Source organism: Pseudomonas sp. TE31087, assembly GCF_057284075.1.
Window position 1 is genome coordinate 4,951,753 of the sequence record NZ_JBXVNN010000001.1, and the last position, 24,654, is coordinate 4,976,406.

At 64.6% G+C, this 24,654-nt stretch carries 23 protein-coding genes; 15 read left to right on the top strand and 8 right to left on the bottom strand.

Annotated elements, in window-relative coordinates:
* Window positions 1-173: 173 nt before the first annotated feature.
* The gene (locus ACZ899_RS22385; RefSeq protein ID WP_485627776.1) at window positions 174-2,426 is read left to right on the top strand and encodes a YgiQ family radical SAM protein; all 2,253 of its coding nucleotides are present in this window, start codon (window positions 174-176) and stop codon (window positions 2,424-2,426) included.
* A gap of 166 nt (window positions 2,427-2,592) precedes the next feature.
* On the opposite strand, the gene ACZ899_RS22390 is transcribed toward ACZ899_RS22385, so the two are convergent.
* A complete protein-coding gene (locus ACZ899_RS22390; RefSeq protein ID WP_234560592.1) occupies window positions 2,593-3,180 on the bottom strand; it encodes a cytokinin riboside 5'-monophosphate phosphoribohydrolase in 588 nt (195 codons plus the stop codon).
* Between the two features lie 349 nt (window positions 3,181-3,529).
* On the opposite strand from ACZ899_RS22390, the gene azu reads away from it, so the two are divergent.
* A complete protein-coding gene (gene azu, locus ACZ899_RS22395) occupies window positions 3,530-3,976 on the top strand; it encodes an azurin (protein ID WP_050707129.1) in 447 nt (148 codons plus the stop codon).
* A 111-nt stretch (window positions 3,977-4,087) separates the two neighbouring features.
* Here azu and nadE read toward each other — a convergent pair whose 3' ends face one another.
* Together nadE and pncB are read right to left on the bottom strand one after the other, a co-directional pair.
* Entirely contained in the window at window positions 4,088-4,915 is an 828-nt protein-coding gene (nadE, locus tag ACZ899_RS22400; RefSeq protein WP_203650202.1) for an ammonia-dependent NAD(+) synthetase, read from the bottom strand.
* Window positions 4,916-4,918: 3 nt separating this feature from the next.
* Window positions 4,919-6,124 carry a nicotinate phosphoribosyltransferase gene (gene pncB / locus ACZ899_RS22405; RefSeq protein WP_203650205.1) on the bottom strand — a complete coding sequence of 402 codons (1,206 nt, stop codon included), beginning with the start codon at window positions 6,122-6,124 and terminating at the stop codon, window positions 4,919-4,921.
* A 441-nt stretch (window positions 6,125-6,565) separates the two neighbouring features.
* Between pncB and ACZ899_RS22410 the strand changes: the two genes are divergently transcribed.
* The 7 genes from ACZ899_RS22410 (at window position 6,566) to ACZ899_RS22440 (ending at window position 13,609) form a co-directional block, all read left to right on the top strand.
* Entirely contained in the window at window positions 6,566-7,702 is a 1,137-nt protein-coding gene (locus tag ACZ899_RS22410) for a branched-chain amino acid ABC transporter substrate-binding protein (RefSeq protein ID WP_234560593.1), read from the top strand.
* 156 nt (window positions 7,703-7,858) lie between these two features.
* A complete protein-coding gene (locus ACZ899_RS22415; protein ID WP_102683954.1) occupies window positions 7,859-8,773 on the top strand; it encodes an ABC transporter permease subunit in 915 nt (304 codons plus the stop codon).
* Window positions 8,774-8,775: 2 nt separating this feature from the next.
* A complete protein-coding gene (gene livM, locus ACZ899_RS22420) occupies window positions 8,776-10,077 on the top strand; it encodes a high-affinity branched-chain amino acid ABC transporter permease LivM (RefSeq protein ID WP_203650209.1) in 1,302 nt (433 codons plus the stop codon).
* Window positions 10,074-10,949, top strand: coding sequence for an ATP-binding cassette domain-containing protein (locus ACZ899_RS22425; protein ID WP_050707124.1), 876 nt, complete (start codon window positions 10,074-10,076; stop codon window positions 10,947-10,949). Before livM ends, ACZ899_RS22425 begins: the two co-directional genes overlap by 4 nt.
* Window positions 10,946-11,662 carry an ABC transporter ATP-binding protein gene (locus ACZ899_RS22430; RefSeq protein WP_028688239.1) on the top strand — a complete coding sequence of 239 codons (717 nt, stop codon included), beginning with the start codon at window positions 10,946-10,948 and terminating at the stop codon, window positions 11,660-11,662. The genes ACZ899_RS22425 and ACZ899_RS22430 overlap by 4 nt, the downstream gene beginning before the upstream one ends.
* A 649-nt stretch (window positions 11,663-12,311) precedes the next feature.
* Window positions 12,312-13,079 (top strand): SDR family oxidoreductase, encoded by a 768-nt coding sequence (locus ACZ899_RS22435; RefSeq protein WP_203650211.1) that lies wholly within the window; start codon window positions 12,312-12,314, stop codon window positions 13,077-13,079.
* A gap of 50 nt (window positions 13,080-13,129) precedes the next feature.
* A complete protein-coding gene (locus tag ACZ899_RS22440) occupies window positions 13,130-13,609 on the top strand; it encodes an NYN domain-containing protein (RefSeq protein WP_186734492.1) in 480 nt (159 codons plus the stop codon).
* A gap of 131 nt (window positions 13,610-13,740) precedes the next feature.
* Here ACZ899_RS22440 and ACZ899_RS22445 read toward each other — a convergent pair whose 3' ends face one another.
* On the bottom strand, window positions 13,741-14,199 hold the full coding sequence (locus ACZ899_RS22445) for an Lrp/AsnC family transcriptional regulator (protein ID WP_110737865.1): 459 nt from the start codon (window positions 14,197-14,199) through the stop codon (window positions 13,741-13,743).
* Between the two features lie 153 nt (window positions 14,200-14,352).
* Here ACZ899_RS22445 and yedA point away from each other — a divergent pair, with 153 nt between their 5' ends.
* Window positions 14,353-15,273 (top strand): drug/metabolite exporter YedA, encoded by a 921-nt coding sequence (yedA, locus tag ACZ899_RS22450; protein WP_232856630.1) that lies wholly within the window; start codon window positions 14,353-14,355, stop codon window positions 15,271-15,273.
* A gap of 226 nt (window positions 15,274-15,499) precedes the next feature.
* The gene (rhlE1, locus tag ACZ899_RS22455) at window positions 15,500-16,831 is read left to right on the top strand and encodes an RNA helicase RhlE1 (protein WP_234560594.1); all 1,332 of its coding nucleotides are present in this window, start codon (window positions 15,500-15,502) and stop codon (window positions 16,829-16,831) included.
* Between the two features lie 119 nt (window positions 16,832-16,950).
* On the opposite strand, the gene ACZ899_RS22460 is transcribed toward rhlE1, so the two are convergent.
* The 3 genes from ACZ899_RS22460 to pmrG all read right to left on the bottom strand — a co-directional run bounded on the left by ACZ899_RS22460 (window position 16,951) and on the right by pmrG (window position 20,105).
* Window positions 16,951-18,192 carry a TIGR03862 family flavoprotein gene (locus ACZ899_RS22460; RefSeq protein ID WP_234563006.1) on the bottom strand — a complete coding sequence of 414 codons (1,242 nt, stop codon included), beginning with the start codon at window positions 18,190-18,192 and terminating at the stop codon, window positions 16,951-16,953.
* Between the two features lie 149 nt (window positions 18,193-18,341).
* Window positions 18,342-19,256, bottom strand: coding sequence for a histone deacetylase family protein (locus tag ACZ899_RS22465; RefSeq protein ID WP_232856628.1), 915 nt, complete (start codon window positions 19,254-19,256; stop codon window positions 18,342-18,344).
* Window positions 19,257-19,418: 162 nt separating this feature from the next.
* Entirely contained in the window at window positions 19,419-20,105 is a 687-nt protein-coding gene (gene pmrG / locus ACZ899_RS22470) for a lipopolysaccharide core heptose(II)-phosphate phosphatase PmrG (protein WP_234563007.1), read from the bottom strand.
* Window positions 20,106-20,271: 166 nt separating this feature from the next.
* On the opposite strand from pmrG, the gene ACZ899_RS22475 reads away from it, so the two are divergent.
* From ACZ899_RS22475 to ACZ899_RS22490, 4 genes are all read left to right on the top strand, one after another.
* Entirely contained in the window at window positions 20,272-20,841 is a 570-nt protein-coding gene (locus tag ACZ899_RS22475; protein WP_234563008.1) for a GNAT family N-acetyltransferase, read from the top strand.
* A 91-nt stretch (window positions 20,842-20,932) separates the two neighbouring features.
* The gene (gene tesB, locus ACZ899_RS22480; RefSeq protein WP_050707021.1) at window positions 20,933-21,802 is read left to right on the top strand and encodes an acyl-CoA thioesterase II; all 870 of its coding nucleotides are present in this window, start codon (window positions 20,933-20,935) and stop codon (window positions 21,800-21,802) included.
* Window positions 21,799-22,389 (top strand): HAD family hydrolase, encoded by a 591-nt coding sequence (locus ACZ899_RS22485; protein WP_234563009.1) that lies wholly within the window; start codon window positions 21,799-21,801, stop codon window positions 22,387-22,389. Before tesB ends, ACZ899_RS22485 begins: the two co-directional genes overlap by 4 nt.
* Before the next feature lie 232 nt (window positions 22,390-22,621).
* Complete coding sequence (locus tag ACZ899_RS22490; protein WP_203650232.1) at window positions 22,622-23,632, top strand: zinc-dependent alcohol dehydrogenase family protein; 1,011 nt, start codon at window positions 22,622-22,624, stop codon at window positions 23,630-23,632.
* A 25-nt stretch (window positions 23,633-23,657) separates the two neighbouring features.
* Here ACZ899_RS22490 and ACZ899_RS22495 read toward each other — a convergent pair whose 3' ends face one another.
* Complete coding sequence (locus tag ACZ899_RS22495; protein ID WP_234563010.1) at window positions 23,658-24,551, bottom strand: GNAT family N-acetyltransferase; 894 nt, start codon at window positions 24,549-24,551, stop codon at window positions 23,658-23,660.
* Window positions 24,552-24,654 lie beyond the last annotated feature (103 nt).

Consider the following 24,654-nt stretch of genomic DNA (forward strand, 5'->3'; position numbering starts at 1 on the left):
GCGATGGCGATGGTGAATTCACCGATGTCATCGCGAGGCAAGCTCGCTCCCACAGTGATATTCGTTCGCACGCTTGAATCCGCTTGAATCCGACCATCACCGTCGGATTTGGTCAAAATTTGTGCTATATTCCGCGCCCGCGATTTTCCTGCACATTAGAACCGGTCACTGACATGCAAGCAGCCAAACCACTCTACGACTATCCCAAGTACTGGGCCGAATGCTTCGGGCCAGCGCCTTTCCTGCCGATGAGCAGGGAGGAGATGGATCAGCTCGGCTGGGATTCCTGCGACATCATCATCGTGACCGGTGACGCCTACGTCGACCATGCGTCGTTCGGCATGGCCATCATCGGCCGCCTGTTGGAAGCCCAGGGTTTCCGCGTGGGCATCATCGCCCAGCCGAACTGGCAGTCGAAAGACGACTTCATGAAGCTCGGCGAGCCGAACCTGTTCTTCGGTGTGGCTGCGGGCAACATGGACTCGATGATCAACCGCTACACCGCGGACAAGAAGATCCGTTCCGATGACGCCTACACTCCCGGCGGCATGGCCGGCAAGCGTCCGGACCGCGCCAGCCTGGTGTACAGCCAGCGCTGCAAGGAAGCCTACAAGCACGTGCCGATCGTGCTCGGCGGCATCGAGGCCTCGCTGCGCCGCATCGCCCACTACGACTACTGGCAGGACAAGGTCCGCCACTCGATCCTGGTCGACGCCAGCGCCGACATCCTGCTGTACGGCAACGCCGAGCGGGCGATCGTCGAGGTCGCCCAGCGCCTGTCCCAGGGTGAAAGCATCGAGCACATCACCGACGTGCGCGGCACCGCGTTCATTCGCCGCGACACGCCGCAGGGCTGGTTCGAGATCGACTCCACCCGCATCGACCGTCCGGGCCGGGTCGACAAGATCATCAACCCGTACGTGAACACCCAGGACACCCAGGCCTGCGCCATCGAGCAGGCCAAGGGCGAGCAGGAAGACCCGAACGAAGCCAAGGTCGTGCAGATCCTCGACAGCCCGAGCGTCACCCGCGAGAAGTCGGTGATCCGCCTGCCGTCGTTCGAGAAGGTACGCAACGATCCGGTGCTCTACGCCCACGCCAACCGCGTGCTGCACCTGGAGACCAACCCGGGCAACGCCCGTGCCCTGGTGCAGAAGCATGGCGACGTGGATGTGTGGTTCAACCCGCCACCCATCCCCATGACCACCGAAGAAATGGACTACGTGTTCGGCATGCCCTACGCGCGTATCCCGCACCCGGCCTATGGCAAGGAGCGCATCCCGGCCTACGAGATGATCCGCTTCTCGGTGAACATCATGCGTGGCTGCTTCGGTGGCTGCACCTTCTGCTCGATCACCGAGCACGAAGGCCGGATCATCCAGAACCGCTCCCACGAGTCGATCCTGCACGAGATCGAGGAGATGCGCGACAAGGTGCCGGGCTTCACCGGCGTGGTCTCCGACCTCGGCGGCCCGACCGCCAACATGTACCGCATCGCCTGCAAGAGCCACGACATCGAGAAGCACTGCCGCAAGCCGTCGTGCGTGTTCCCGGGCATCTGCGAGAACCTCAACACCGACCACAGCTCGCTGATCGAGCTGTACCGCAAGGCCCGTGCCTTGCCGGGGGTGAAGAAGATCCTGATCGCCTCGGGCCTGCGCTACGACCTGGCGGTCGAGTCGCCGGAATACGTGCGCGAGCTGGTCACCCACCACGTCGGCGGCTACCTGAAGATTGCCCCGGAGCACACCGAGCGTGGCCCGCTGGACAAGATGATGAAGCCGGGCATCGGCACCTACGACCGCTTCAAGCGCATGTTCGAGAAGTTCTCGAAAGAGGCGGGCAAGGAGCAGTACCTGATCCCGTACTTCATCGCCGCGCACCCGGGCACCACCGACGAAGACATGATGAACCTGGCCTTGTGGCTCAAAGGCAACGGTTTCCGCGCCGACCAGGTGCAGGCGTTCTACCCCTCGCCGATGGCCTCGGCCACGGCCATGTACCACTCGGGCAAGAACCCGCTGCGCAAGGTCACCTACAAGAGCGAAGGGGTGGAGATCGTCAAGAGCGAGGAGCAGCGCCGGTTGCACAAGGCGTTCCTGCGCTACCACGATCCGAAGGGCTGGCCGATGCTGCGTGAAGCGCTGCAGCGCATGGGCCGCGCCGACCTGATCGGGCCGGGCAAGCACCAGCTGATCCCGCTGCACCAGCCAGCCACTGATACCTACCAGAGCGCCCGGCGCCAAGAACTCGACGCCGGCCGGCAGCCACAAGGTGGGCAAGGACCAGAAGATCCTCACCCAGCACACCGGCCTGCCACCGCGCGCCAGCGACGGCAGCAAGCCGTGGGACAAGCGCGAGAAGGCCAAGGCCGAGGCGTTCGCCCGCAACCAGCAGGCGGCCAAGGAGCGCAAAGAGGCAGCTAAGGGCGGCAAGGGCAAGAAGCCGCGTCAGCCGGTTATTCCGCGCTGATCCTGATGACTTGGTAGAGTCCTCTGTGGGAGCGGGTTTACCCGCGAATGCAATGGTGAAGCCACCGCCGCATTCGCGGGTAAACCCGCTCCCACAGGCAAGGTGTATATCTGCCAGCAATCAATCTGGTTTGCGATCGACCCACTTCGGCAATACCGGCGACTCGAACCGCTCCATCCCCTCCAGCAGCTCATCCGGCTGCTGCCCCAGCAACAGCATCGCCCGGTGCTGCGGCCGCACGAAGCCCTCTTCGACGATATGGTCGAGGAACCCGCCCAGCTTTTCATAGAACCCGTTCACATCCAGCAGCCCCAACGGCTTGGCGTGATAGCCCAGCTGCCCCCAGGTCCACACCTCGAACAGCTCCTCCAGCGTGCCCAGGCCACCCGGCAGGGCGATGAAGGCATCGCTGAGCTCGGCCATGCGCGCCTTGCGCGCGTGCATGCCGTCCACCACTTCCAGGCGGGTCAGGCCCTTGTGGCCGATCTCAGCGTTCATCAGGCTCTGGGGAATGATGCCGATGACTTCGCCACCGGCGGCCAGGGCGGCATCGGCGACGGTGCCCATCAGGCCGACCGCGCCACCGCCGTAGACCAGGGTCAGACCACGGCGGGCGATGGCCTGGCCAAGGGCGATGGCAGCTTCGCGATAGGCGGGGTTGGCACCGATGCTGGCGCCACAGAAGACACAAACGGAACGTACAGGCATTGCTTATCTCCCTTTACATGCGCGCACAGGGTAAGGCGCATGCCTGTCGCTTCCAAGGGGGGAGATCACTCGGGGCGGGCGAATTCGCAGATGGCGCCACTGGCTCCGTGGGCGTAGGCGGCGAGCAGACTGTTCATGAAGCTGGAAAGGGACATTTCATTCAACTCCTAAATGAGAGGTTGTCCCATCGTCTATCAAGAGGGCATGATGTGCACTTTGATTGGTTGTATACAATCCATTGAACAAATCTACTGCCTGGCCACTTGACACCCCTTGACCCACATCAGGTACGGGCGTCCTGTTTTCAGGCAATCTCGCAATTGATAAAACCCTGCCAAGGAGATTCATGATGTTTGCGAAAGCTGTAGCGGTATCCCTGCTGACCCTCGCCAGCGCCTCTGTCTTTGCCGCCGACTGCAAGGTGACTGTCGACTCGACCGACCAGATGTCGTTCAACACCAAGGAATTCACCATCGACAAGAGCTGCAAGACCGTCGAGATCGAACTGACCCACGGTGGCAGCCTGCCGAAGAACGTCATGGGCCATAACCTGGTCATCAGCAAGACCGCCGACATGCAGGCCATCGCCACCGAAGGCATGTCGCAAGGCCTGGACAAGGACTACATCAAAGCCGACAACGCCGCGATCATCGGCCACACCAAGATGATCGGTGCCGGCGAGAAAGACACCATCAAGCTCGACACCTCGAAGCTGGAAGCCGGTGGCGACTACAGCTTCTTCTGCACCTTCCCGGGCCACATCTCGATGATGAAGGGCAAGGTCGTCGTCAAGTAATCAAAACCTGACGCAGTACCCTGTGGGAGCGGGCTTGCCCCGCGATGGCGATGGTGAAATCACCGATGTCATCGCGGGGCAAGCCCGCTCCCACGTTCAGCCTCATGCTATTCAGGGCGCGAACGGCAGCTCGCGCTTGTGCTGGGTCTTGCGGTAGGTGGCGACGATGATGTCGAACGCTGCCTGGTCGACCGGCTGCCCATGCAGGAACGCATCGATCTGCTGGTAGGTCACACCGTGTGACGCCTCGTCCGGCTTGCCCGGCTCGAGGTCTTCCAGGTCCGCGGTTGGCACCTTCTCCACCAACGACTCTGGCGCGCCGAAGCTGCGCGCGATGGCCCGCACCTGGTTCTTCACCAGCCCGCTCAGTGGCGCCAGGTCGCACGCCCCGTCACCGAACTTGGTAAAGAACCCCATCACCGCCTCGGCGGCGTGGTCGGTGCCGATCACCAAACCCGCGCGGGCGCCGGCGACGGTGTACTGGGCGACCATACGGGTACGCGCCTTGACGTTGCCGACAACGAAGTCCACCAGCGTCGGCGAGCCGTTCTTAAGCTCCTCGACTTCGGCCGCCAGGGCCTTCACCGCCGGGGCGATGTCGATGGTGTGCACTTCGTCGGCCTTGATCACCTCCAGGCAGGCCTGGGCGTCGTGCTCGTCGTGCTGCACCTGGTACGGCAGGCGCACGGCGATGAAGGTGTAGGCCTGGTCGCCGGTCTCGCTGCGCAGCTCGTTGATGGCGCGCTGGGCGAGCAGGGCGGCGGTCAGCGAGTCGACGCCGCCGCTGATGCCCAGTACCAGGGTCTTGAGCCGGGCATTGGCCAGGCAGTCCTTGATGAAGGCCACGCGCCGGGCGACTTCCCGCTCGAGGGCGGCGGCGTCTGCGAACGGCGGCTGCACTTTGAGCGCCCGGGCAATCTCTTGCTGAACGGCTTGCATGGGTTACTCCTTGCTGGGGACTTTGAATACGTGACGCAGGTAAGTGACGAAGTTCTCGTCGCGGCACTGGGTCTTGGCGGCTTCGTCGGAGATCTTCGCCACTGGCGAGCCGTTGCAGTCGGTCATTTTAAGCACGATGTTCATTGGCGCCACGCCGGGGATGTCGCAGGTCAGGTTGGTGCCGATACCGAAGCTGACATTGATGCGCCCGCGCAGGGCGCGGAAGATCTCCAGCGAGCGGGTCAGGTTCAGGCCGTCGGAGAACACCAGGGTCTTGGTCATCGGGTCGATCCCCAGTTTCTGGTAGTGGGCGATGGCCTTCTCGGCCCAGGCCACCGGCTCGCCGGAGTCGTGGCGCAGGCCGTCGAACAGCTTGGCGAAGTACAGGTCGAAGTCCTGGAGGAAGGCATCCATGGTGATGCAGTCGGTCAGGGCGATGCCGAGCAATCCACGGTATTCGCGGACCCAGCAGTCCAGTGCGGCGATCTGGCTGTCGATCAGCCGCGGGCCGAGCTGCTGGTGGGCCATGATCCACTCGTGGGCCATGGTGCCCAGGGGCTTGATATCCAGTTTCCATGCCAGGTCGACGTTGCTGGTGCCGACGAAGCGGCCCGGGAACTCATCGCGCAGCACCCGCACCACTTCCTCCTGCACACGGCTGGAGAAACGCCGGCGGGTGCCGAAGTCGGCCACCTGCAGGTGGGCCAGTTCGTCGTCGCTGGCGTGGGCGCGCAGCCAGTCGAACTTGCGGTGCAGCTGGTCGCGGGCTTCGGCCAGGCGCATGCGCGGGTGCAGGTGGCGGTTGCGCACCTCGCTGATGATGGCCAGCAACGGCACCTCGAAGAGGATCACATGCAGCCAGGGGCCGCGCAGGCGCAGGAACAGCTGATCGTTTTCGATACCGATGCGCACATAGCGCAGGTTGAAGCGGAACAGGCGCAGGAAGCGCAGGAAGTCCGGCTTGAGGAAGCTGATGCGCTCGAGGAAGGCCAGTTGGTCATCGTCCAGGGTCAGCTCGCTGAGCAGTTCGAGCTGGTTGCGAATCTCCCCCAGGTAGGGCCGCAGGTCTTCGCCATTGCGGCAGCGGAATTCCCATTCGACGTCGGCGTCCGGGTAGTTGTGCAGGACGGCCTGCATCATCGTCAGTTTGTAGAAGTCGGTGTCGAGCAGGTTGTGCACGATGCGCTCGGCGAATGCGCTCTCGCTCATCAGGGGGAAGCTCCAAGGCGGGCAATGGCGACCATTGTGCCAGATCGCGGGGCAAGCCCGCTCCCACGCCGCCCGCGATCTTCGCCGCTACAGGTAATTTCCCGTGCACCGACTAGCCTTCTAACGGTGCCGCCTGTAGCAGTCACGCACCAGCGGTGTGCAGTTCGGTGACGTCCGCTGTTACAGGTCGGTTGCACGTTAACACTCGCAAGGGTTGCAATGATGGTGCTCGAAGGTTGCTCCTTGTCTAGGCGTGTCGGTGGCGCTCGCTGCGCAGTAGACGGTTGCACGCTCAATAAAGAAAAGGCCGCCGGTCGCCTCTGTTCACCCCCTGTCGTGTGTTTCCCCGGAAGACAAAACCACTGGCACGGCCCTTGCTCGGAGCACAGGGCTGAGAAGTTGTAGTGCCAACCAAAAAAAATACTCTAGGAGCACCACCTCATGTCGCAGACGTTTTACAAGAAAGGTTTCCTGGCACTGGCCGTAGCCACGGCACTGGGTGTTTCTTCGTATGTTCAGGCCGACATCAAGATCGGCGTCGCGGGTCCCATGACCGGGGCCAACGCAGCGTTTGGCGAGCAGTACATGAAAGGTGCGCAGGCAGCGGCCGATGTGATCAACAAGGCCGGTGGCGTGAACGGCGAGAAGATCGTCCTGGTCAAGGGCGATGACGCCTGCGAGCCGAAGCAGGCCGTGGCGGTGGCCAACCGCCTGGTCGACCAGGACAAGGTGGCGGGCGTGGTTGGTCACTTCTGCTCCTCCAACACCATCCCCGCTTCCGAGGTCTACGACGAGGCCGGCGTGATCGCCATCACCCCAGGCTCCACCAACCCGCAGGTGACCGAGCGCGGCCTGTCCGCGATGTTCCGCATGTGCGGCCGTGACGACCAGCAGGGCATCGTCGCCGGCAACTACATCGTCGATGTGCTCAAGGGCAAGAAGGTCGTGGTGTTGCACGACAAGGACACCTATGGCCAGGGCCTGGCCGACGCGACCAAGGCGCAACTGGAAAAACGTGGCGTCAAACCGGTTCTGTACGAAGGCCTGACCCGTGGCGAGAAGGACTTCAGTGCCGTGGTCACCAAGATCCGTTCCGCCGGTGCCGATGTCGTCTACTTCGGCGGCCTGCACCCCGAGGCCGGCCCGCTGGTACGCCAACTGCGCGAGCAAGGCCTGAAGGATGTGGCATTCATGTCCGACGACGGCATCGTCACCGACGAACTGGTGACCACCGCCGGCGGCGCCCAGTACACCAACGGCGTGTACATGACCTTCGGCGCCGACCCACGCCTGCTGCCCGACAGCAAGACCGTGGTGGAGGAGTTCCGCAAGAACGGCACCGAGCCTGAGGGCTACACCCTGTACGCCTATGCTTCGGTCCAGGCCCTGGCCGCCGCCTTCAACGGCGCCAAGTCGAACAAGGGCGAGGACGCCGCCAAGTGGCTCAAGGCCAACCCGGTCAAGACCGTCATGGGCGAGAAGAAGTGGGACAGCAAGGGCGACCTGACTGTCTCCGACTACGTGGTCTACCAGTGGGATGCCAACGGCAAGTACCACCAGCTGGAAAAACAACAATAACAACGGCCAACGGCCCGCGTGCGTGTCGCACCGGGCCGTAGCCCCGCGGTACCTGTCATTGTCAGTAGATCTGCACAGTTCTGCGCTGCGAGGGCCGTTGCATCCGGATCCTGCGTGGTCGGCGCTCGTGCAATCTCAATCAGGTGAGATTGCGTTATGGATGGTATTTTCCTGCAGCAACTGGTCAACGGCCTGACCCTCGGGTCGGTCTACGGCCTGATCGCCATCGGCTACACAATGGTCTATGGCATTATCGGCATGATCAACTTCGCGCACGGCGAGGTGTACATGATCTCCGCGTACCTCGCGGCGATCAGCCTGGCATTGCTGGCCTACTTCGGCATCGAGTCGTTTCCGCTGCTGATGCTGGGCACCCTGTTGTTCACCATCGTCGTCACCGGCGTCTATGGCTTCACCATCGAACGCATCGCCTACAAACCCCTGCGCAACTCCACCCGCCTGGCCCCGCTGATCAGCGCCATCGGCATCTCGCTGATCCTGCAGAACTACGCGCAGATCAGCCAGGGCGCCCGCCAGCAAGGCGTGCCGACCCTGCTCGAAGGCGCCATGCGCGTCGAGGTCGGCACAGGCTTCGTGCAGCTGACCTACACCAAGATCTTCATCCTGGTGGCCGCCTTCGTCGGCATGGCGCTGCTCACCTACGTCATCAAGTACACCAAGCTCGGGCGCATGTGCCGGGCGACGCAGCAGGATCGCAAGATGGCCTCGATCCTGGGCATCAACACCGACCGGGTGATCTCCTACGTGTTCGTCATCGGTGCGGTGATGGCTGCGCTGGCCGGCGTGCTGATCACCATGAACTACGGCACCTTCGACTTCTACGCCGGCTTCATCATCGGCATCAAGGCGTTCACCGCCGCGGTGCTCGGCGGTATCGGCTCGCTGCCGGGGGCGATGCTCGGCGGCATCATCCTGGGGATCTCCGAGTCGTTGTTCTCCGGCCTGATCAACTCCGACTACAAGGACGTGTTCAGCTTCTCGCTGCTGGTGATGATCCTCATCTTCCGTCCCCAAGGCCTGCTGGGTCGCCCGCTCGTGGCTAAGGTGTGAACATGTCCGCTGCCAATTCTGCCTCTGTTGCCCAATCCAAGGGTTTCGACCTCAAACGCAGCCTGCTGGAGACGATCGTCGCCGGCCTGCTGGCGCTCATCGTCTTCGGTCCGGTCGTCGGCGTGGTGCTCGACGGCTACAGCTTCAACGCCGAGCCGGCCCGCGTGGCCTGGCTGGTCGGCGGTGTGATGATCGGGCGTTTCATCCTTAGCGTGTTCCTGCAGACACCGACCGGCCAGCGCATGCTCCAGGGCTTCGACAGCGGTGGTTCGGGCGTGCATGTGCTGGCGCCGGACTACAAGTCGCGGCTGCGCTACATCATCCCGGCGCTGATCGTCATCGCCATCGTGTTCCCGGTGTTCGCCAACAAGTACCTGCTGACCGTGGTCATCCTCGGCCTGATCTACGTGCTGCTGGGCCTGGGCCTGAACATCGTGGTCGGCCTGGCGGGCCTGCTCGACCTGGGTTACGTGGCGTTCTACGCCATCGGCGCCTACGGCCTGGCCCTCGGCTACCAGTACCTGGGCCTGGGCTTCTGGAGCGTGCTGCCACTGGCGGCGATCGCTGCGGCGTTGGCGGGGTGCATCCTTGGCTTCCCGGTGTTGCGGATGCACGGCGACTACCTGGCCATCGTCACCCTGGGCTTCGGCGAGATCATTCGGCTGGTGCTGAACAACTGGCTGTCGTTCACCGGCGGCCCGAACGGCATGCCGGCGCCGTCACCGACCTTCCTGGGGCTGGAGTTCGGCCGCCGGGCCAAGGACGGCGGAGTGCCGATCCATGAGTTCTTCGGCTTCGATTACAACCCTAACCTTAAGTTCGTGTTCATCTATGCCGTGCTGTTCCTGGTGGTGCTGGCGGTGCTGTACATCAAGCACCGGCTGACCCGCATGCCGGTCGGGCGCGCCTGGGAGGCCCTGCGCGAGGACGAGATCGCCTGCCGCTCCATGGGCCTGAACCATGTACTGGTCAAGCTCTCGGCGTTCACCCTGGGCGCTTCCACCGCCGGCCTGGCCGGGGTGTTCTTCGCCACCTACCAGGGCTTCGTCAACCCGTCGTCGTTCACCTTCTTCGAGTCGGCGCTGATCCTGGCCATCGTCGTGCTTGGCGGCATGGGCTCGACCGTGGGCGTGGTGATAGCGGCATTCGTGCTGACCGTGGCCCCGGAGCTGCTGCGCAGCTTCTCCGAGTACCGGGTGCTGCTGTTCGGCGTGCTGATGGTGCTGATGATGATCTGGCGACCGCGGGGGCTGATCCGCATCAGCCGCACCGGCGTGGTCCCGCGTAAAGGAGTGGCGCCATGAGCGACGAAATCATTCTGTCGGTCGACAACCTGATGATGCAGTTCGGCGGGATCAAGGCGCTCAGCGATGTCAGCCTGAAGGTCAAGCGTAACCAGATCTTCGCCCTGATCGGTCCCAACGGCGCCGGCAAGACCACTGTGTTCAACTGCCTCACCGGCTTCTACAAGGCCAGCGGCGGGCGTATCGAGCTGAACGTGCGCGGCAGCCACACCAACGTCATCCAGCTGCTCGGCGAGCGCTTCCAGGCGGCGGACTTCGTCTCGCCGGCGCGCTTCGCCAACCGCCTGTACTACAAGATGTTCGGCGGGACCCACCTGGTCAACCGCGCAGGTCTTGCGCGCACCTTCCAGAACATTCGCCTGTTCAAGGAAATGTCGGTGGTGGAGAACCTGTTGGTGGCCCAGCACATGTGGGTCAACCGCAACCTGCTGGCCGGCGTGCTCAACACCCCGGGTTACCGCAAGGCCGAGAGCGACGCGCTGGACCATGCGTTCTACTGGCTGGAGGTGGTCGACCTGGTCGATTGCGCCAACCGCCTGGCTGGCGAGCTGTCGTACGGCCAGCAGCGCCGTCTGGAAATCGCCCGGGCCATGTGCACGCGGCCGAAGATCATCTGCCTGGACGAGCCGGCCGCCGGCCTCAACCCGCAGGAGACCGAGGCCCTCAGCCGCATGATCCGCGTGCTGCGTGACGAGCACGACATCACCGTGGTGCTGATCGAGCACGACATGGGCATGGTCATGAGCATCTCCGATCATATTGTCGTGCTCGACCACGGCAACGTGATCGCCGAGGGCACGCCACAGGACATCCGCCACAACCCGACGGTGATCGCCGCCTACCTGGGCGCAGACGAAGAGGAGCTGATATGAGCGCGCCCATTCTCGAGTTGAAGGACCTGGATGTGTTCTACGGGCCGATCCAGGCCCTGAAGAAAGTCTCGATGCACATCAACGAAGGCGAGACGGTGAGCCTGATCGGCGCCAACGGCGCGGGCAAGTCGACGTTGCTGATGTCGATCTTCGGCCAGCCGCGGGCGGCCTCCGGGCAGATCGTCTATCGCGGCACCGACATCACCCGCAAGTCGTCGCACTACATTGCCTCCAACGGCATCGCCCAGTCTCCGGAAGGGCGCCGGGTGTTCCCCGACATGACCGTCGAGGAGAACCTGATGATGGGCACCATTCCGATTGGCGACAAACATGCCGGTGAGGACATGCAGCGCATGTTCGAGCTGTTCCCGAGGCTCAAGGAGCGGCGCAACCAGCGCGCCATGACCATGTCCGGCGGCGAGCAGCAGATGCTCGCCATCGCCCGCGCGCTGATGAGCCGACCCAAGCTGTTGCTGCTCGACGAGCCCTCGCTGGGGCTGGCGCCGATCGTGGTCAAGCAGATCTTCTCCACCTTGCGCGAGTTGGCGCAGACCGGCATGACCATCTTCCTCGTGGAGCAGAACGCCAACCACGCGCTGAAGCTGTCTGATCGAGCCTATGTGATGGTCAACGGGCAGATTCGCATGACCGGGACGGGGCAGGAGCTGCTGGTCAACGAGGAGGTGCGTAACGCCTATCTGGGCGGGCACTGACTTATTCTTCGCAGATCGCGGGGCAAGCCCGCTCCCACAGGTGCCGGTTGGGTCTGTGGGAGCGGGCTTGCCCCGCGATGCGTTTTATGCCAGACGGCAGATGTGGACAACTTGTCGCATATCTTTCTTGAAACACTCCACATCCCCACTGCAAACCCTTGTTTCCACAAGTGGAAAACTTTCCACGGATTGTGTGGAACCGCCTGTGGAAAACATGGTGGCACCTCGCTCCAGCCCAGATAAACCAGCGCCTCCAAGTATTTGATCGTTTTTTGATCAAGTGCTGCTTGTGCATGATTTTGCATGGGTTTTGCGCAGCAGATCGGTTTGCCCAGAGCGCGTTGCTTTCTGTGGATAACTCTGTGAAAAAACCTTGGACAGACCGCCACAGGCAGCATGGTTGAAAGCGTTGCGCCATCATGCAGCGATGTCCACAACCTACAGAGGTTCCCTTGACCCGACGAGTTGCCCCCAATCCGTGGGGAAAGCCTTGTGGATAAGATGCGCATAGCCCGGCGCAGCCCTTCTATCACGGGCCTCAGCGGGGTTAGTACGTTTTTTGACCAGTGGCGATGACGGTTGTGGTCGGGCCTTGCGCCGGGCATGCTGCGAGGCCAGTCGACGACAATCCCACGCTGAGGAGAAGAGCATGACATCCACCGTATTCATCACTGGCGCGACGTCCGGTTTTGGCGAGGCCACCGCCCGCCGTTTCGCCGACGCCGGCTGGAAGCTGGTGCTCACTGGTCGGCGCAAGGAGCGCCTGGATGCGTTGTGCCAGGAACTGTCGGCCAAGACCGAGGTGCATAGCCTGGTGGTCGACGTGCGTGACCGCAAGGCGATGGAGGCAGCCATCGCCAGCCTGCCGCCGACCTTCGACAAGCTCCAGGGCCTGGTCAACAACGCCGGCCTGGCGTTGGGTGTCGACGCCGCGCAGAACTGCAGCCTGGACGACTGGGAAACCATGGTCGACACCAACATCAAGGGGCTGATGTACACCACTCGCTTGCTGTTGCCTCGGTTGATTGCCCATGGCCGCGGCGCGTCGATCCTCAACGTCGGTTCGGTGGCGGGCAACTACCCGTACCCGGGCGCGAACGTGTATGGCGGCACCAAGGCCTTCGTCGGCCAGTTCTCGCTGAGCCTGCGCTGCGACCTGCGAGGGACCGGCGTGCGGGTGAGCAATATCGAGCCGGGGCTGTGCGAGAGCGAATTCTCGCTGGTGCGTTTCGGTGGGGACCAGGCGAAGTATGATGCGACCTACGCCGGTGCCGATCCGATCCAGCCCCAGGATATCGCCGAGACCATCTTCTGGATCCTCAACCAGCCGGCGCATATCAACATCAACAGCCTGGAGCTGATGCCGGTGAGCCAGGACTGGGCTGGCTTCTCGATCGACCGATCGGCCAAGGGTTGAATCATGGTGCGGGGTTGCCAGGCAGCCCCGCAGACACGAGGTGTCCACGCTTGAAGAAAATCGCCCTGTTCGCCGATGTGCAGAACCTCTACTACACGGTTCGCCAAGGCCATGGCTGCCATTTCAACTACGCCGCGCTGTGGGCCGAGGTCAGCCGCGAAGGGCAGATCGTCGAGGCGGTGGCCTATGCCATCGACCGTGGCGACAGCAAGCAGCAGCAATTCCAGCAGATCCTGCGCAACCTCGGGTTCGAGGTGCGCCTCAAACCCTTCATCCAGCGCGCCGATGGTTCCGCCAAGGGCGATTGGGACGTGGGCATTACCCTCGATGTCATCGAGGCGGCGGCGCGGGTCGACCAGGTGGTGCTGGCCTCGGGCGACGGTGATTTCGACCTGTTGCTGGAGCGTGCTATGCAACGCCATGGCGTCGAAACGGTGGTCTACGGTGTACCCGGGTTGACAGCCCTGGCACTGATCCGCGCGGCCAGCCGTTATGTGCCCATCGAAGGCAAGTTACTGTTGCGCCACTGACCTGTACACAGGTTCCGGGCTGGAGTGGTGCGTGGGAGCAGTGCGTGGGAGCGGGCTTGCCCCGTGATCGCAATGCCGGCTCTATCGCGGGCCAAGTCGCAACGGCGAACCGCCGCTTCCGCGCTGCTGTTTCAGCTCTTTTTGCCGTTGCCCTCCAGGTGCCCCAGCGGCACCCGTCGCGCCACTGCGCTCGACAGGATGATCGAGGTCTTGGTGAAGCCCAGCTGCGATACGCGGTTGATCAGCGCCTCCAACTCGCCCATCGACGTGACGGCCGCCTGCATGATCACGCACGGGTCGCCGGTCACCCGGTGGCATTCGGTGAGTTCGGGGATTTTCTCCAGGGCCTCGTAGGCCTGCTGGTTGCCATGGCTGGCCAGGCGCAGTTCCATCACGCACTGGATCGGCAGGCCGATCTTCTCCAGATCGACCTTGGCCGTGTAGCCGCTGATTACCCCGCTGGCTTCCAGCTTGGCCACCCGTTCGGCCACCGCCGGGGCCGACAGATTGACCTGGCGCGCCAGCTGCGCGTAGGTGGCCCGGCCATTTTCCAGCAGGGCGGCGAGGAGCATGCGGTCATACTTGTCCATGGTGATTCCTGTTGGCTTTGTAATCGACGGCAAGGGGGCCGAACAACCATCTATTACAAAGTGTTTTGGTGTTTTAAACGTGTTTTGTAACTTAAGTTTGCGCCTGGGCCTTTCTAAACTAATCCACCCGTAAACGGATTTCGAGCCCTTGCCATGTCCTCCTCCCGTCGCTTCCCGTTGTTGCTTGTTGGCGCCTTTCTTGCCCTGTACCTGGTCTGGGGCTCGACCTACCTGTTTATCCGCATCGGCGTGGAGTCCTGGCCGCCGATGCTGATGGCCGGGGTGCGTTTCGTGATTGCCGGCAGCCTGCTCTATGGCTTCCTGCGCTGGCGTGGTGTGCCGGCGCCGACCTGGCCCCAGTGGCGCGCGGCCGGGGCGATCGGTTTCCTGTTGCTTAGTTGCGGCAACGGCGGGGTGACCCTGGCCGAGCATGCCGGGGTCGCCTCGGGCGTGGCGGCGTTGGCGGTGGCCACGGTGCCGCTGTTCACCTTGGTGTTCGGTCTGTTCTTCGGCCATCGCAACTCGCGCCTGGAGTGGGCGGGGATCGCCCTTGGGCTGGTCGGCATCGGCATGCTCAACATGGGCTCGAACCTGCAGGCCAGCCCCATGGGCGCGGCGCTGATCTTGTTCGCCGCGGCAGCCTGGGCCTTCGGTTCGGTGTGGAGCAAGAGCCTGCCGCTGCCCCAGGGCGCGATGGCCAGTGCCGCAGAAATGCTGGTGGGCGGCGCCGCGTTGCTGATCGGCAGTGCCGTCAGCGGCGAGCGCCTGACCCAGATGCCCACCGCCGCCGGTTGGGGCGCGCTGGCCTACCTGGTGTTCTTCGGCTCGATCCTGGCATTCAGTTCCTACATGTACCTGCTCAAGCACGTGCGCCCGGCGGCGGCCACCAGCTATGCCTACGTCAACCCGGCGGTGGCGGTGTTGCTGGGGATCGTCTTCGCCGGCGAGCAGATCGGCGCCGAGGAGTGCGTGGCCATGGCGGTGATCATCGGCGCGGTGGTGCTGATCGGCCTGCCGCAGTGGCGCAAGGCGCCGGAGTCGCCAGTGCCGCTCAAAGAAGGGGTGTGCAAATAAGGTAGCGGACTTCTGACCCTGTGGGAGCAACTGTCTTGCTCAATTTCTAGAATCTGGCGCGATCCGTGTGGGAGCGGGCTTGCCCGCGAACACGGGCGAAGCCCGTGCCATCCACCACGGTGTCGGCTTCGCGGGTAAACCCGCTCCCACAGGCCCTTTGTTCTTTGGGCCACCGTGGTGCTGGGGTAAACTTGCCGCCTTCGCTGAACCCCCTGACGGTATTGCCATGAATTTCGCCCAACTCGGCCTGATCGAACCGCTGCTGCGCACCCTGCAGACGCTGGACTACACCACGCCCACCCCGGTCCAGGCCAAGGCCATCCCCGCCGTGCTCGCCGGCCGCGACCTGATGGCCGCCGCCCAGACCGGCACCGGCAAGACCGCCGGCTTCGCCCTGCCGGTACTGCAACGCCTGGCGCTGGAAGGGGAGAAGGTCGCCAGCAACTCGGTGCGCGCGCTGGTGCTGGTGCCGACCCGCGAACTGGCCGAGCAGGTCCACGCCAATGTGCGTGAGTATGCCGAGAACCTGCCGCTGTCCACCTACGCGGTGTACGGCGGCGTCAGCATCAACCCGCAGATGATGCGCCTGCGCCGTGGCGTCGACCTGCTGGTGGCCACCCCAGGCCGTCTGCTCGACCTGTTCCGCCAGAACGCCATCAAGTTCGGCCAGGTGCAGACCCTGGTGCTCGACGAAGCCGACCGCATGCTCGACCTGGGCTTTGCCGAAGAGCTGCAGGCGGTGTATGCGGCGTTGCCGCGCAAGCGCCAGACGCTGCTGTTCTCTGCGACCTTCTCCGACCAGATCCGTATGCTCGCGGGCCTGGCGCTGAACGACCCGCTGAGCATCGAAGTCAGCCCGCGAAATGCCGCTGCCAACACGGTCAAGCAATGGCTGGTACCGGTGGACAAGAAGCGCAAGGCCGACCTGTTCTGCCACCTGCTGCGCAAGCAGCGCTGGAAGCAGGTGCTGGTGTTCGCCAAGACCCGCAATGGCGTGGACCAACTGGTCGAGCGTCTGCTGGCCGAGGGCGTGAACGCCGACGGCATCCATGGCGACCGTCCGCAGGCCACCCGCCAGCGCGCCCTGGACACCTTCAAGGCGCGTGAAGTCCAGGTGCTGGTGGCCACCGATGTGGCTGCCCGCGGCCTGGATATCGACGACCTGCCGCTGGTGGTCAACCTCGACCTGCCGATCGTCGCCGAGGACTATGTGCACCGTATCGGTCGGACCGGCCGCGCGGGCAACAAGGGTGAGGCGATCTCGCTGGTGTGCGCCGACGAGGTGCAACTGCTGGCGTCGATCGAGACGCTGATCCGCCAGGTGCTGCCGCGCCATGAGGAGCCGGACTTCATCCCCGATCACCGGGTGCCGGTGACCGATGCCAGTGGCCAGGTGCTGAAAAAGCCGAAGAAGCCCAAGAAACCGAAAGAGAACAGTGCCAAGCGTGGTCTGGGGCGCTGGATGGACAGCGAGGAGGCGGGGGCTTCGGCGCCGGCGGTCAAGGCCGTGCGCAAGGTGCCGAGCTTTGGGGGCAAGCCTAGCAAGCGCAAACCTTGAGATTTTGGGGCCGCTTTGCGGCCCTTTCGCGACACAAGGCCGCTCCTACAGAGGTCAGCGCATTACCTGTAGGAGCGGCCTTGTGTCGCGAAAGGACCGCAAAGCGGTCCCGGCATTCTTCAGACCATGCGCACCAGCCAATCCGCCGCCGCGCTCCCGGCCCGCAACCCACTGGCAAAGCACGCCGTCAGCAAGTACCCCCCAGTCGGCGCCTCCCAATCCAGCATCTCCCCCGCGCAGAACACCCCAGGCAGGTTGCGCGCCATCAGCCCCTCATCCAATCCTTCGAACCTTACGCCACCAGCACTGCTGATCGCCTCGTCCAGCGGCCGGGTCCGCACCAGCGTGATCGGCAATGCCTTGATCGCCGCCGCCAGGCGCTCGGGGTCGGCAAAGGTCGCCTGGTCGGTCAACTCGCGCAACAAGGCCGCCTTCACCCCGTCGATCCCGAGCTGGCCGTGCAGGTGCTTGGCCATCGAGCGCGATCCCCTGGGCTTGGCCAGGGCCTGGGCAATCTTGTCCACAGGCCGGTCCGGCAGCAGGTCGAGCAGCAGCGTCGCCCGTCCGTCGCAGTCGATCGCCTCCCGCAGCGCCGCCGACCAGGCATACACCAGGCTGCCCTCCACCCCTTGGGCGGTGAGGATGAATTCGCCCTTGCGCGACGCGGCGCCGGGCATGGCAAGGGCGATGTTCTTCAGCGGGGCGCCGGCGAACTTGTCCTTGAGCAGATCACTCCAGCCCTCGACCTCGAAACCGCAGTTGCTCGCCCGCAGCGCAGAGATATCCACACCGCGTTCGGCCAGCAGCGGCACCCAGGCACCGTCCGAGCCCAGGCGTGCCCAGCTGCCGCCACCCAGGGCCAGCACCACGGCGTCGGCCCGTACCTGCAGCTCGCCTTGTGGATAACTGATCCGCAGGGCACCTTCGGCTGTCCAGCCCAACCAGCGGTGCCGGGTGTGGATAACCACGCCGGACTCGCGCAGGCGCTTGAGCCAGGCGCGCAGCAGCGGCGCGGCCTTCATGTCGCGAGGGAACACGCGGCCCGAGGTACCGACGAAGGTTTCGATGCCCAGGCCGTGAATCCACTGGCGCAGGGCCTCGCCATCGAAGTCGCGCAGCAGCGTGTCGATCTCGCCCTGGCGTGCGCCGTAACGGCCGACGAAGGCGGGGTAGGGCTCGGAATGGGTGATGTTCATGCCGCCGACGCCGGCCAGCAGAAACTTGCGGCCCACCGAGGGCATGGCGTCGAACACTTCGACCGCCATCCCGCGCCGGGCCAGGGTCTCGGCGGCCATCAGGCCGGCGGGGCCGCCGCCGATCACGGCGACTAGGGGGCGGGAGGCGGGGCGGGGATCGTTCATGGCGGGCGACAGGCTGTGGAAAAGACCGCGCATTCTACCTCAGCGGGGCCTGTCACGACACTGCTCAAAAAACGATCAATTCTTTGCAGCTCAGGCAGTTAAAGGGCTGGAGCGGCTTTCCCGCAGGTTATCCACAAGCGGTTCCACAGTCATTGTGAACAACCGAGCACCCGCGCTGCGCTGTGGTGGAGGATGCCGTGGCGCCGGGCCAGGGCTTCGCGGTCCTTGCTGTAGCCGCCGCCGATCACGCCCATCACCGGGATGTCGCGGCCCAGGCACTGGCGCAACACATGCTCGTCGCGGGCGGCCAGGCCTGCGTCGGTCAGTTGCAGGTAACCCAGGGCGTCGTCCTTGTGCACATCGACGCCGGCGTCGTACAGCACCAGGTCGGGCTGGTACAGCGGCAGCAGGTAGTTCAGCGCATCTTCGACCACCTTGAGGTAGGCGCTGTCGTGCATGCCGCGGGGCAGGGGGATGTCCCAGTCGCTCTGGGCCTTGCGCGCCGGGAAGTTCTGCTCGCAGTGCAGCGACACGGTGATCGCCTCCGGCGTGTCCTGGAGCATGCGCGCGGTGCCATCACCCTGGTGCACGTCGCAGTCGAAGATCAGCACCCGGTGCACACGGCCGGCCTCCAGCAGGTAACGGCTGATCACCGCCAGGTCGTTGAAGATGCAGAAGCCGGCCGGGTGGTCGTAGTGGGCGTGATGGGTGCCGCCGGCCAGGTGGCAGGCGATGCCATGTTGCAGCGCCTGCTCGGCGGTCAACAGCGAGCCACCCACGGCGCGCACGGTGCGCCGGGCCAGGGCCTCGCTCCAGGGCAGGCCGAGGCGGCGCTGGTCCTCGCGGGACAGTTCGCCGTTCATATAGCGCTCGATGTAGTCGCGGTCATGGGCCAGGGCGAGGATGTCGTTGGGACAGATCTCCGGGCGCAGCAGGGCGGCGTCGGTGGTCAGGCCACTGTCCACCAGGTGATCGCGCAACAAGCGGAACTTGTCCATCGGGAAGCGATGGTCCGGCGGGAACTCGGGGCTGTAGTCGTCGTGGTAGATCAGCGGCAGGGGCATGGTGTCGGTGCGGTGGGGGCGAGCACCGATCTTGCCAGCTTTGCTGGCTTCTGTGGGAGCGGGTTCACCCGCGATCACCCGCATAGCGGGTGCCAGAGACCGCGCTGGCTGCTTCGCGGGTAAACCCGCTCCCACAGGGGATGGCGAATTGCTGGTAGCCGATCACTTGTCGGCCGACGCCAGCACCCTTTGCCAGTCCGGCTCGTTCATCCGCCCAAGAATCCGCGCCTTGCCGTTGCCATCCACCGACACGAACAGCGCGCTGGCATAACCGCTCTCGCGTTCACCGCCCGGCACATGCTGCTGGCGCGCGAAGTGATCGATGCAACCGTTGTGGGTCACCAGCACCAGGTTGTGCCCGGGCCGCTTGCGGGCCATGGCCTCGGCCGGGAACGGGCGGTCGCAGCGCTCCAGCCAGTCTTCGCTGGTCACGGCCTGGCCGAGGATGAAGTGCGCGGTCTGGCGGGTGCGCAGCTTCGGGCTGCTGAGCAGGTCGGCGCCGGCCAGCCCCAGTTGCTGCAAGCCCTGGCCTACCCGTTGCGCCGCCTGGCTGCCGGACAGGGTGATGCCGGTTGGATCGTCCAGGCACGGCCCCGGGGCACTGTCGCAGCGTTCGGCATGGCGAATCATCACGATCACCGCGCCTTCCTTCCAGTCCTGCAGCAGGCCGCTGTCGCTCAACTGTTGCTCATTGCCAAGGTTCACGATGTGCGTCCTCGTCGCTAGCCAGGTGCTGGCCCCGGCCAGTGTCAGGAGCAGGCCGATGACGGCGCCGACCACGGTGCGCGAGCGGCGGCGTTTGCGGGGGGCCAGCAGGGCCGGGTTGTGCAGGGTGTTGCTGGGGTGCATGCGTCACTCCGATGGCAGTGCGGCGTCGACGAAGGCCGCGATAGTGGCGGCATTGTGCGAAGCGGCCTGTCGGGGGGCGGTGAAGCCGATGTGAAAAAAGCATCGGCTGGCTGATGCGCGCGGCCTACGCTGTACACTGCCAGACCGTGATTTCGGAGCCGTGCCGATGACCCCCATTCTCGAACTGGAAAGCCCGCGCCTGGTGTTGCGCCAATGGCAGGACGACGACCTGCGCGAGTTCGCCGCCCTGTGCGCCGACCCGCAGGTGATGCGCTATTTCCCCGCGCCGATGACCCGGGTCGAGGCGGCGGCGCTGATCGGCCGGATCCGTGGTCATTTCAACGAGTACGGCTTCGGCCTCTGGGCCCTGGAGCGCAAGGACAGCGGCGCCTTCATCGGCATGACCGGCCTGCTCAACGTCAACTTCGCCGCCCCGTTCGGCCCGGCGGTGGAGATCGGCTGGCGCCTGGCCCGCCGCCACTGGGGGCTGGGCTTCGCCAGCGAGGCGGCCTGGGCCTGCCTGCGTTGTGCCTTCGCCCAGTTGCACCTGGACGAGGTGGTGTCGTTCACCACCGAGGCCAACCTGCCATCGCAGAAGGTGATGCAGGCCATCGGCATGGTCCAGGACCTGGCGGGCAGCTTCGAGCACCCGCGGCTGCCCGTCGGCGATCCGCTACGCCCCCATGTGCTGTACCGCATCGACCGCGACCGCTGGCAACAGAACCTGCGCGGCTGAATAGGTCGCCATTCGTACGACGGGATGAACGGCAAAACCCTGTATCATTCGCCGGTATAACCGCGCCGTATTGCCTTGCCAGGAGAACCCCATGAGCCACGTACTCGACGATCTGGTCGACTTGCTGAGCCTCGAGTCGATCGAGGAGAACCTGTTCCGCGGACGCAGCCAGGACCTGGGCTTCCGCCAGCTGTACGGTGGCCAGGTGCTCGGCCAGTCGCTGTCGGCGGCCAGCCAGACGGTCGAGGACGCCCGCCACGTGCATTCGCTGCACGGTTACTTCCTGCGCCCGGGCGATGCCAGCATGCCGGTGGTCTATTCGGTGGACCGCGTGCGCGACGGCGGCAGCTTCAGCACCCGGCGGGTCACGGCGATCCAGAAGGGCCAGCCGATCTTCACCTGCAGCGCGTCGTTCCAGTACGACGAGGACGGTTTCGAGCACCAGGCGCAGATGCCGGACGTGGTCGGCCCGGAAAACCTGCCCAGCGAAGTCGAGCTGGCCAGTGCCATGGCCGACAAGTTGCCCGAGCGTATCCGCGAGAAGGTGCTGTGCGCCAAGCCCATCGAGATCCGCCCGATCACCGAGCGTGATCCGTTCGACCCCAAGCCGGGCGAACCAATCAAGTACGCCTGGTTCCGCGCCGACGGCAACCTCCCGGACATCCCGGCGCTGCACAAGTACCTGCTGGCCTACGCCTCGGACTTCGGCCTGCTGACCACTTCCTTGCTGCCCCATGGCAAGTCGGTGTGGCGCAAGGACATGCAGATCGCCAGTCTCGACCATTCGCTGTGGTTCCACCGTGACCTGCGCGCCGATGAGTGGCTGCTATACGCCACCGACAGCCCCTGGGCCGGCAACGCCCGCGGTTTCTGCCGTGGCAGCATCTTCAACCGCGCCGGGCAACTGGTGGCCTCGTCCACCCAGGAAGGCCTGATCCGCCATCGCAAGGACTGGGCATGAGCCTCGGGGATATTCGCCACTGGGTGTTCGACATGGATGGCACCCTGACGATCGCCGTGCATGACTTCGCGGCCATCCGCGAGGCGCTCGACATCCCGTCCGACCACGACATCCTCACCCACCTGGCCGCCTTGCCGGCGGCGGAAGCGGCGGCCAAGCATGCCTGGCTGCTGGAGCACGAGCGCGACCTGGCAATCGCCTCCAAGGCCGCTGACGGCGCGGTGGAGCTGGTGCGTGAACTGGCCGGGCGTGATTGCCGGCTGGCCATCCTCACCCGCAATGCCCGCGAACTGGCCCATGTCACCCTCGAGGCCATCGGCCTGGCCGACTGCTTCCCGGTCGAGCACATCCTCGGGCGCGACGAGGCGGCGCCCAAGCCCAGCCCTGACGGGCTGCTGCAGATCGCCCGCGCCTGGGACGTGAGCCCCGGTGAGATGGTGATGGTCGGCGACTACCGCTTCGACCTCGACAGCGGCCGGGCCGCGGGCACCCGCACCGTGCTGGTCAACCTGCCGGACAACCCATGGCCGCAGCTGGCCGACTGGCATGCGGCCGATTGCCGGGCGCTGAGGGCGTTGCTCGGCTGATGCCTCTCATGCCCTGCACAATCCCTCTGTAGGAGCGGCCTTGCGCCGCGAAAGGGCTGCAAAGCAGCCCCAGGATCATCAGAGCCAAAATGGCTGGGGCCGCTGCGCAGCCCTTTCGCGGCACAAGGCCGCTCCTACAGGGGAATGGTGTCACCTTGGCGATGGCTTGCCCCGCGATCGTCCAGACCTGTCTAAGCTGCACTGCATCTTTTCCCTCGATGGAGACCCACCCATGAGCACCAAGGCCCTCTACGTCCTGCCCGGCGGCGGCTACGACAAGGTCCAGGTCGGCACCTGCGAAACCGCCGCGCCCAAGGCCGGCGAGATCACCGTGCGCCTGCACGCCAGCTCCCTCAACTATCACGACTTCGCCGTGGTCAGCGGCATGTGGGGGCCGAGCGAGCGGCGCATCCCCATGGCCGATGGTGCCGGCGAGGTGATTGCGGTGGGCGCCGGGGTCAGCGAGTTCCAGGTTGGTGATGCGGTGGTCAGCACCTTCTTCCCCGACTGGCTCGATGGCCAGGCCCAGGTCGAGGGCTTTGCCAGCGTGCCGGGTGACGGCATCGACGGCTATGCCCGTGAACAGGTGACCGCCCGGGCCAGCTCCTTCACCCTCGCGCCCAAGGGCTACAGCCATGCCGAGTCGGCGACCCTTACCACCGCCGGCGTCACTGCCTGGCGCGCCCTGATGAGCGATGACCACCTCAAGCCCGGCGACAGCGTATTGGTACAGGGCACCGGTGGCGTGTCGATCTTCGCCCTGCAATTCGCCAAGCTGGCCGGCGCCACGGTGATCGCCACCTCGTCCAGCGATGCCAAGCTGGAGCGTCTCAAGGCGCTCGGCGCGGATCACCTGATCAACTACAAGACCACGCCCGCCTGGGGCGAAAAGGTTCGTGCGCTGACCGGCGGACGCGGCGTGGACCATGTGATCGAGGTTGGTGGCCCGGCCACGCTGGAGCAGTCGATGATCGCCGCGCGTATCGGCGGGCATGTGTCGCTGATCGGCATCCTCACTGGCGTGGCCGGACAGCTGCCGCTGGTGCAGGCGCTGGTACGGCAGATCCGTCTGCAGGGCGTGCTGGTGGGCAGTCGCGCCCAGCAGCAGGCGATGGTCCGCGCCATCGACGCCAATGGCCTGCGGCCGGTGGTGGACAAGCACTTCGAGCTGGAGCAGATGGTCGAGGCCTTCAAGTACCAGGAGAGCAACAAGCATTTTGGCAAGATCTGCCTGACCTGGTGACATGGAAGCAGGCTTGCCCAGCGATTCAGGTATGCGAGAGCAATGGAAACATCAGCACCTGCCCATCGACACGGGTAGGTGCCGCTCCCCAGACGAACAACGCATCATCGTTATCCACAACCCGTGTCGCGAAGCCTTCGCAGTTCAGCGGCGCGAACCCCAGCACCACCTCCCGCGTGGTTGCCGTGACCAGTTCAGCCAGCACATCGGCCAGCGCCAGTTCGCGTTCGCAGAACACGTCCACCAGCACCATCCGCTCGCCATCCTGTTCCATCACCACATACGCCTCATGCTCCGAGGAATGGAACAAGGCCTCCCGGTAGGGCCCATCGCAATAGAACATCGTCAGCGGCACATTCGGCACCAGGCTCAATCGCGCCTGTGGACAACTCTTTTCCACCGCATCGATGAAACGTTGACGTTGTTCGCCATCATCCAGGTTCACCGGGTGGAAGGTTGTGGCCCGTGGTTGCGCCGACCAGGGCTGGTAGTACTCGTGTTCGACCACTCGGCGAAAACCGAACCTGGGATATAGTTCGAGTACGGTGCTGTTGGCGAACAGGTACAGCAAGTCGCAGTTACTTGCCCAGCGCTCCACCAGCACCTCCATCAGGAAACGGCTATAGCCACGGCCCTGTGCCTGCGGCGCGGTCATTACCGTACCGATCTGGACGCAGCGCAGGTGCTGGCCATCCAGGGTGAAATCGAGCAGGTTGGCCGAGGCGTTGGCCAGCATCTTCCCGTCGCGAACCAGTGAGCACGGCTGGTTGTCGGCTTGCCAGAAGCCGGCCTGGTACCAGGCTTCGAAGTCGAAGCCATAGGTCTGGCGGGTGAGGGCGTTGAGTTCGGCGCGCAGGTGCGGGTCGTCGCGGTAGTGCTCGACCTGCGCGAGTGCGGGGTCGTCGAGGAAGAGTGTCATGGCGTCCATACCGGTCCGTGAAGTGAGGGTGAACGTTAACCGCAGCGTGGATGAAAAGTTGTAAGGGTTTGTGCCATCGCGGTGAGGGCAGACGTAGAAAGAT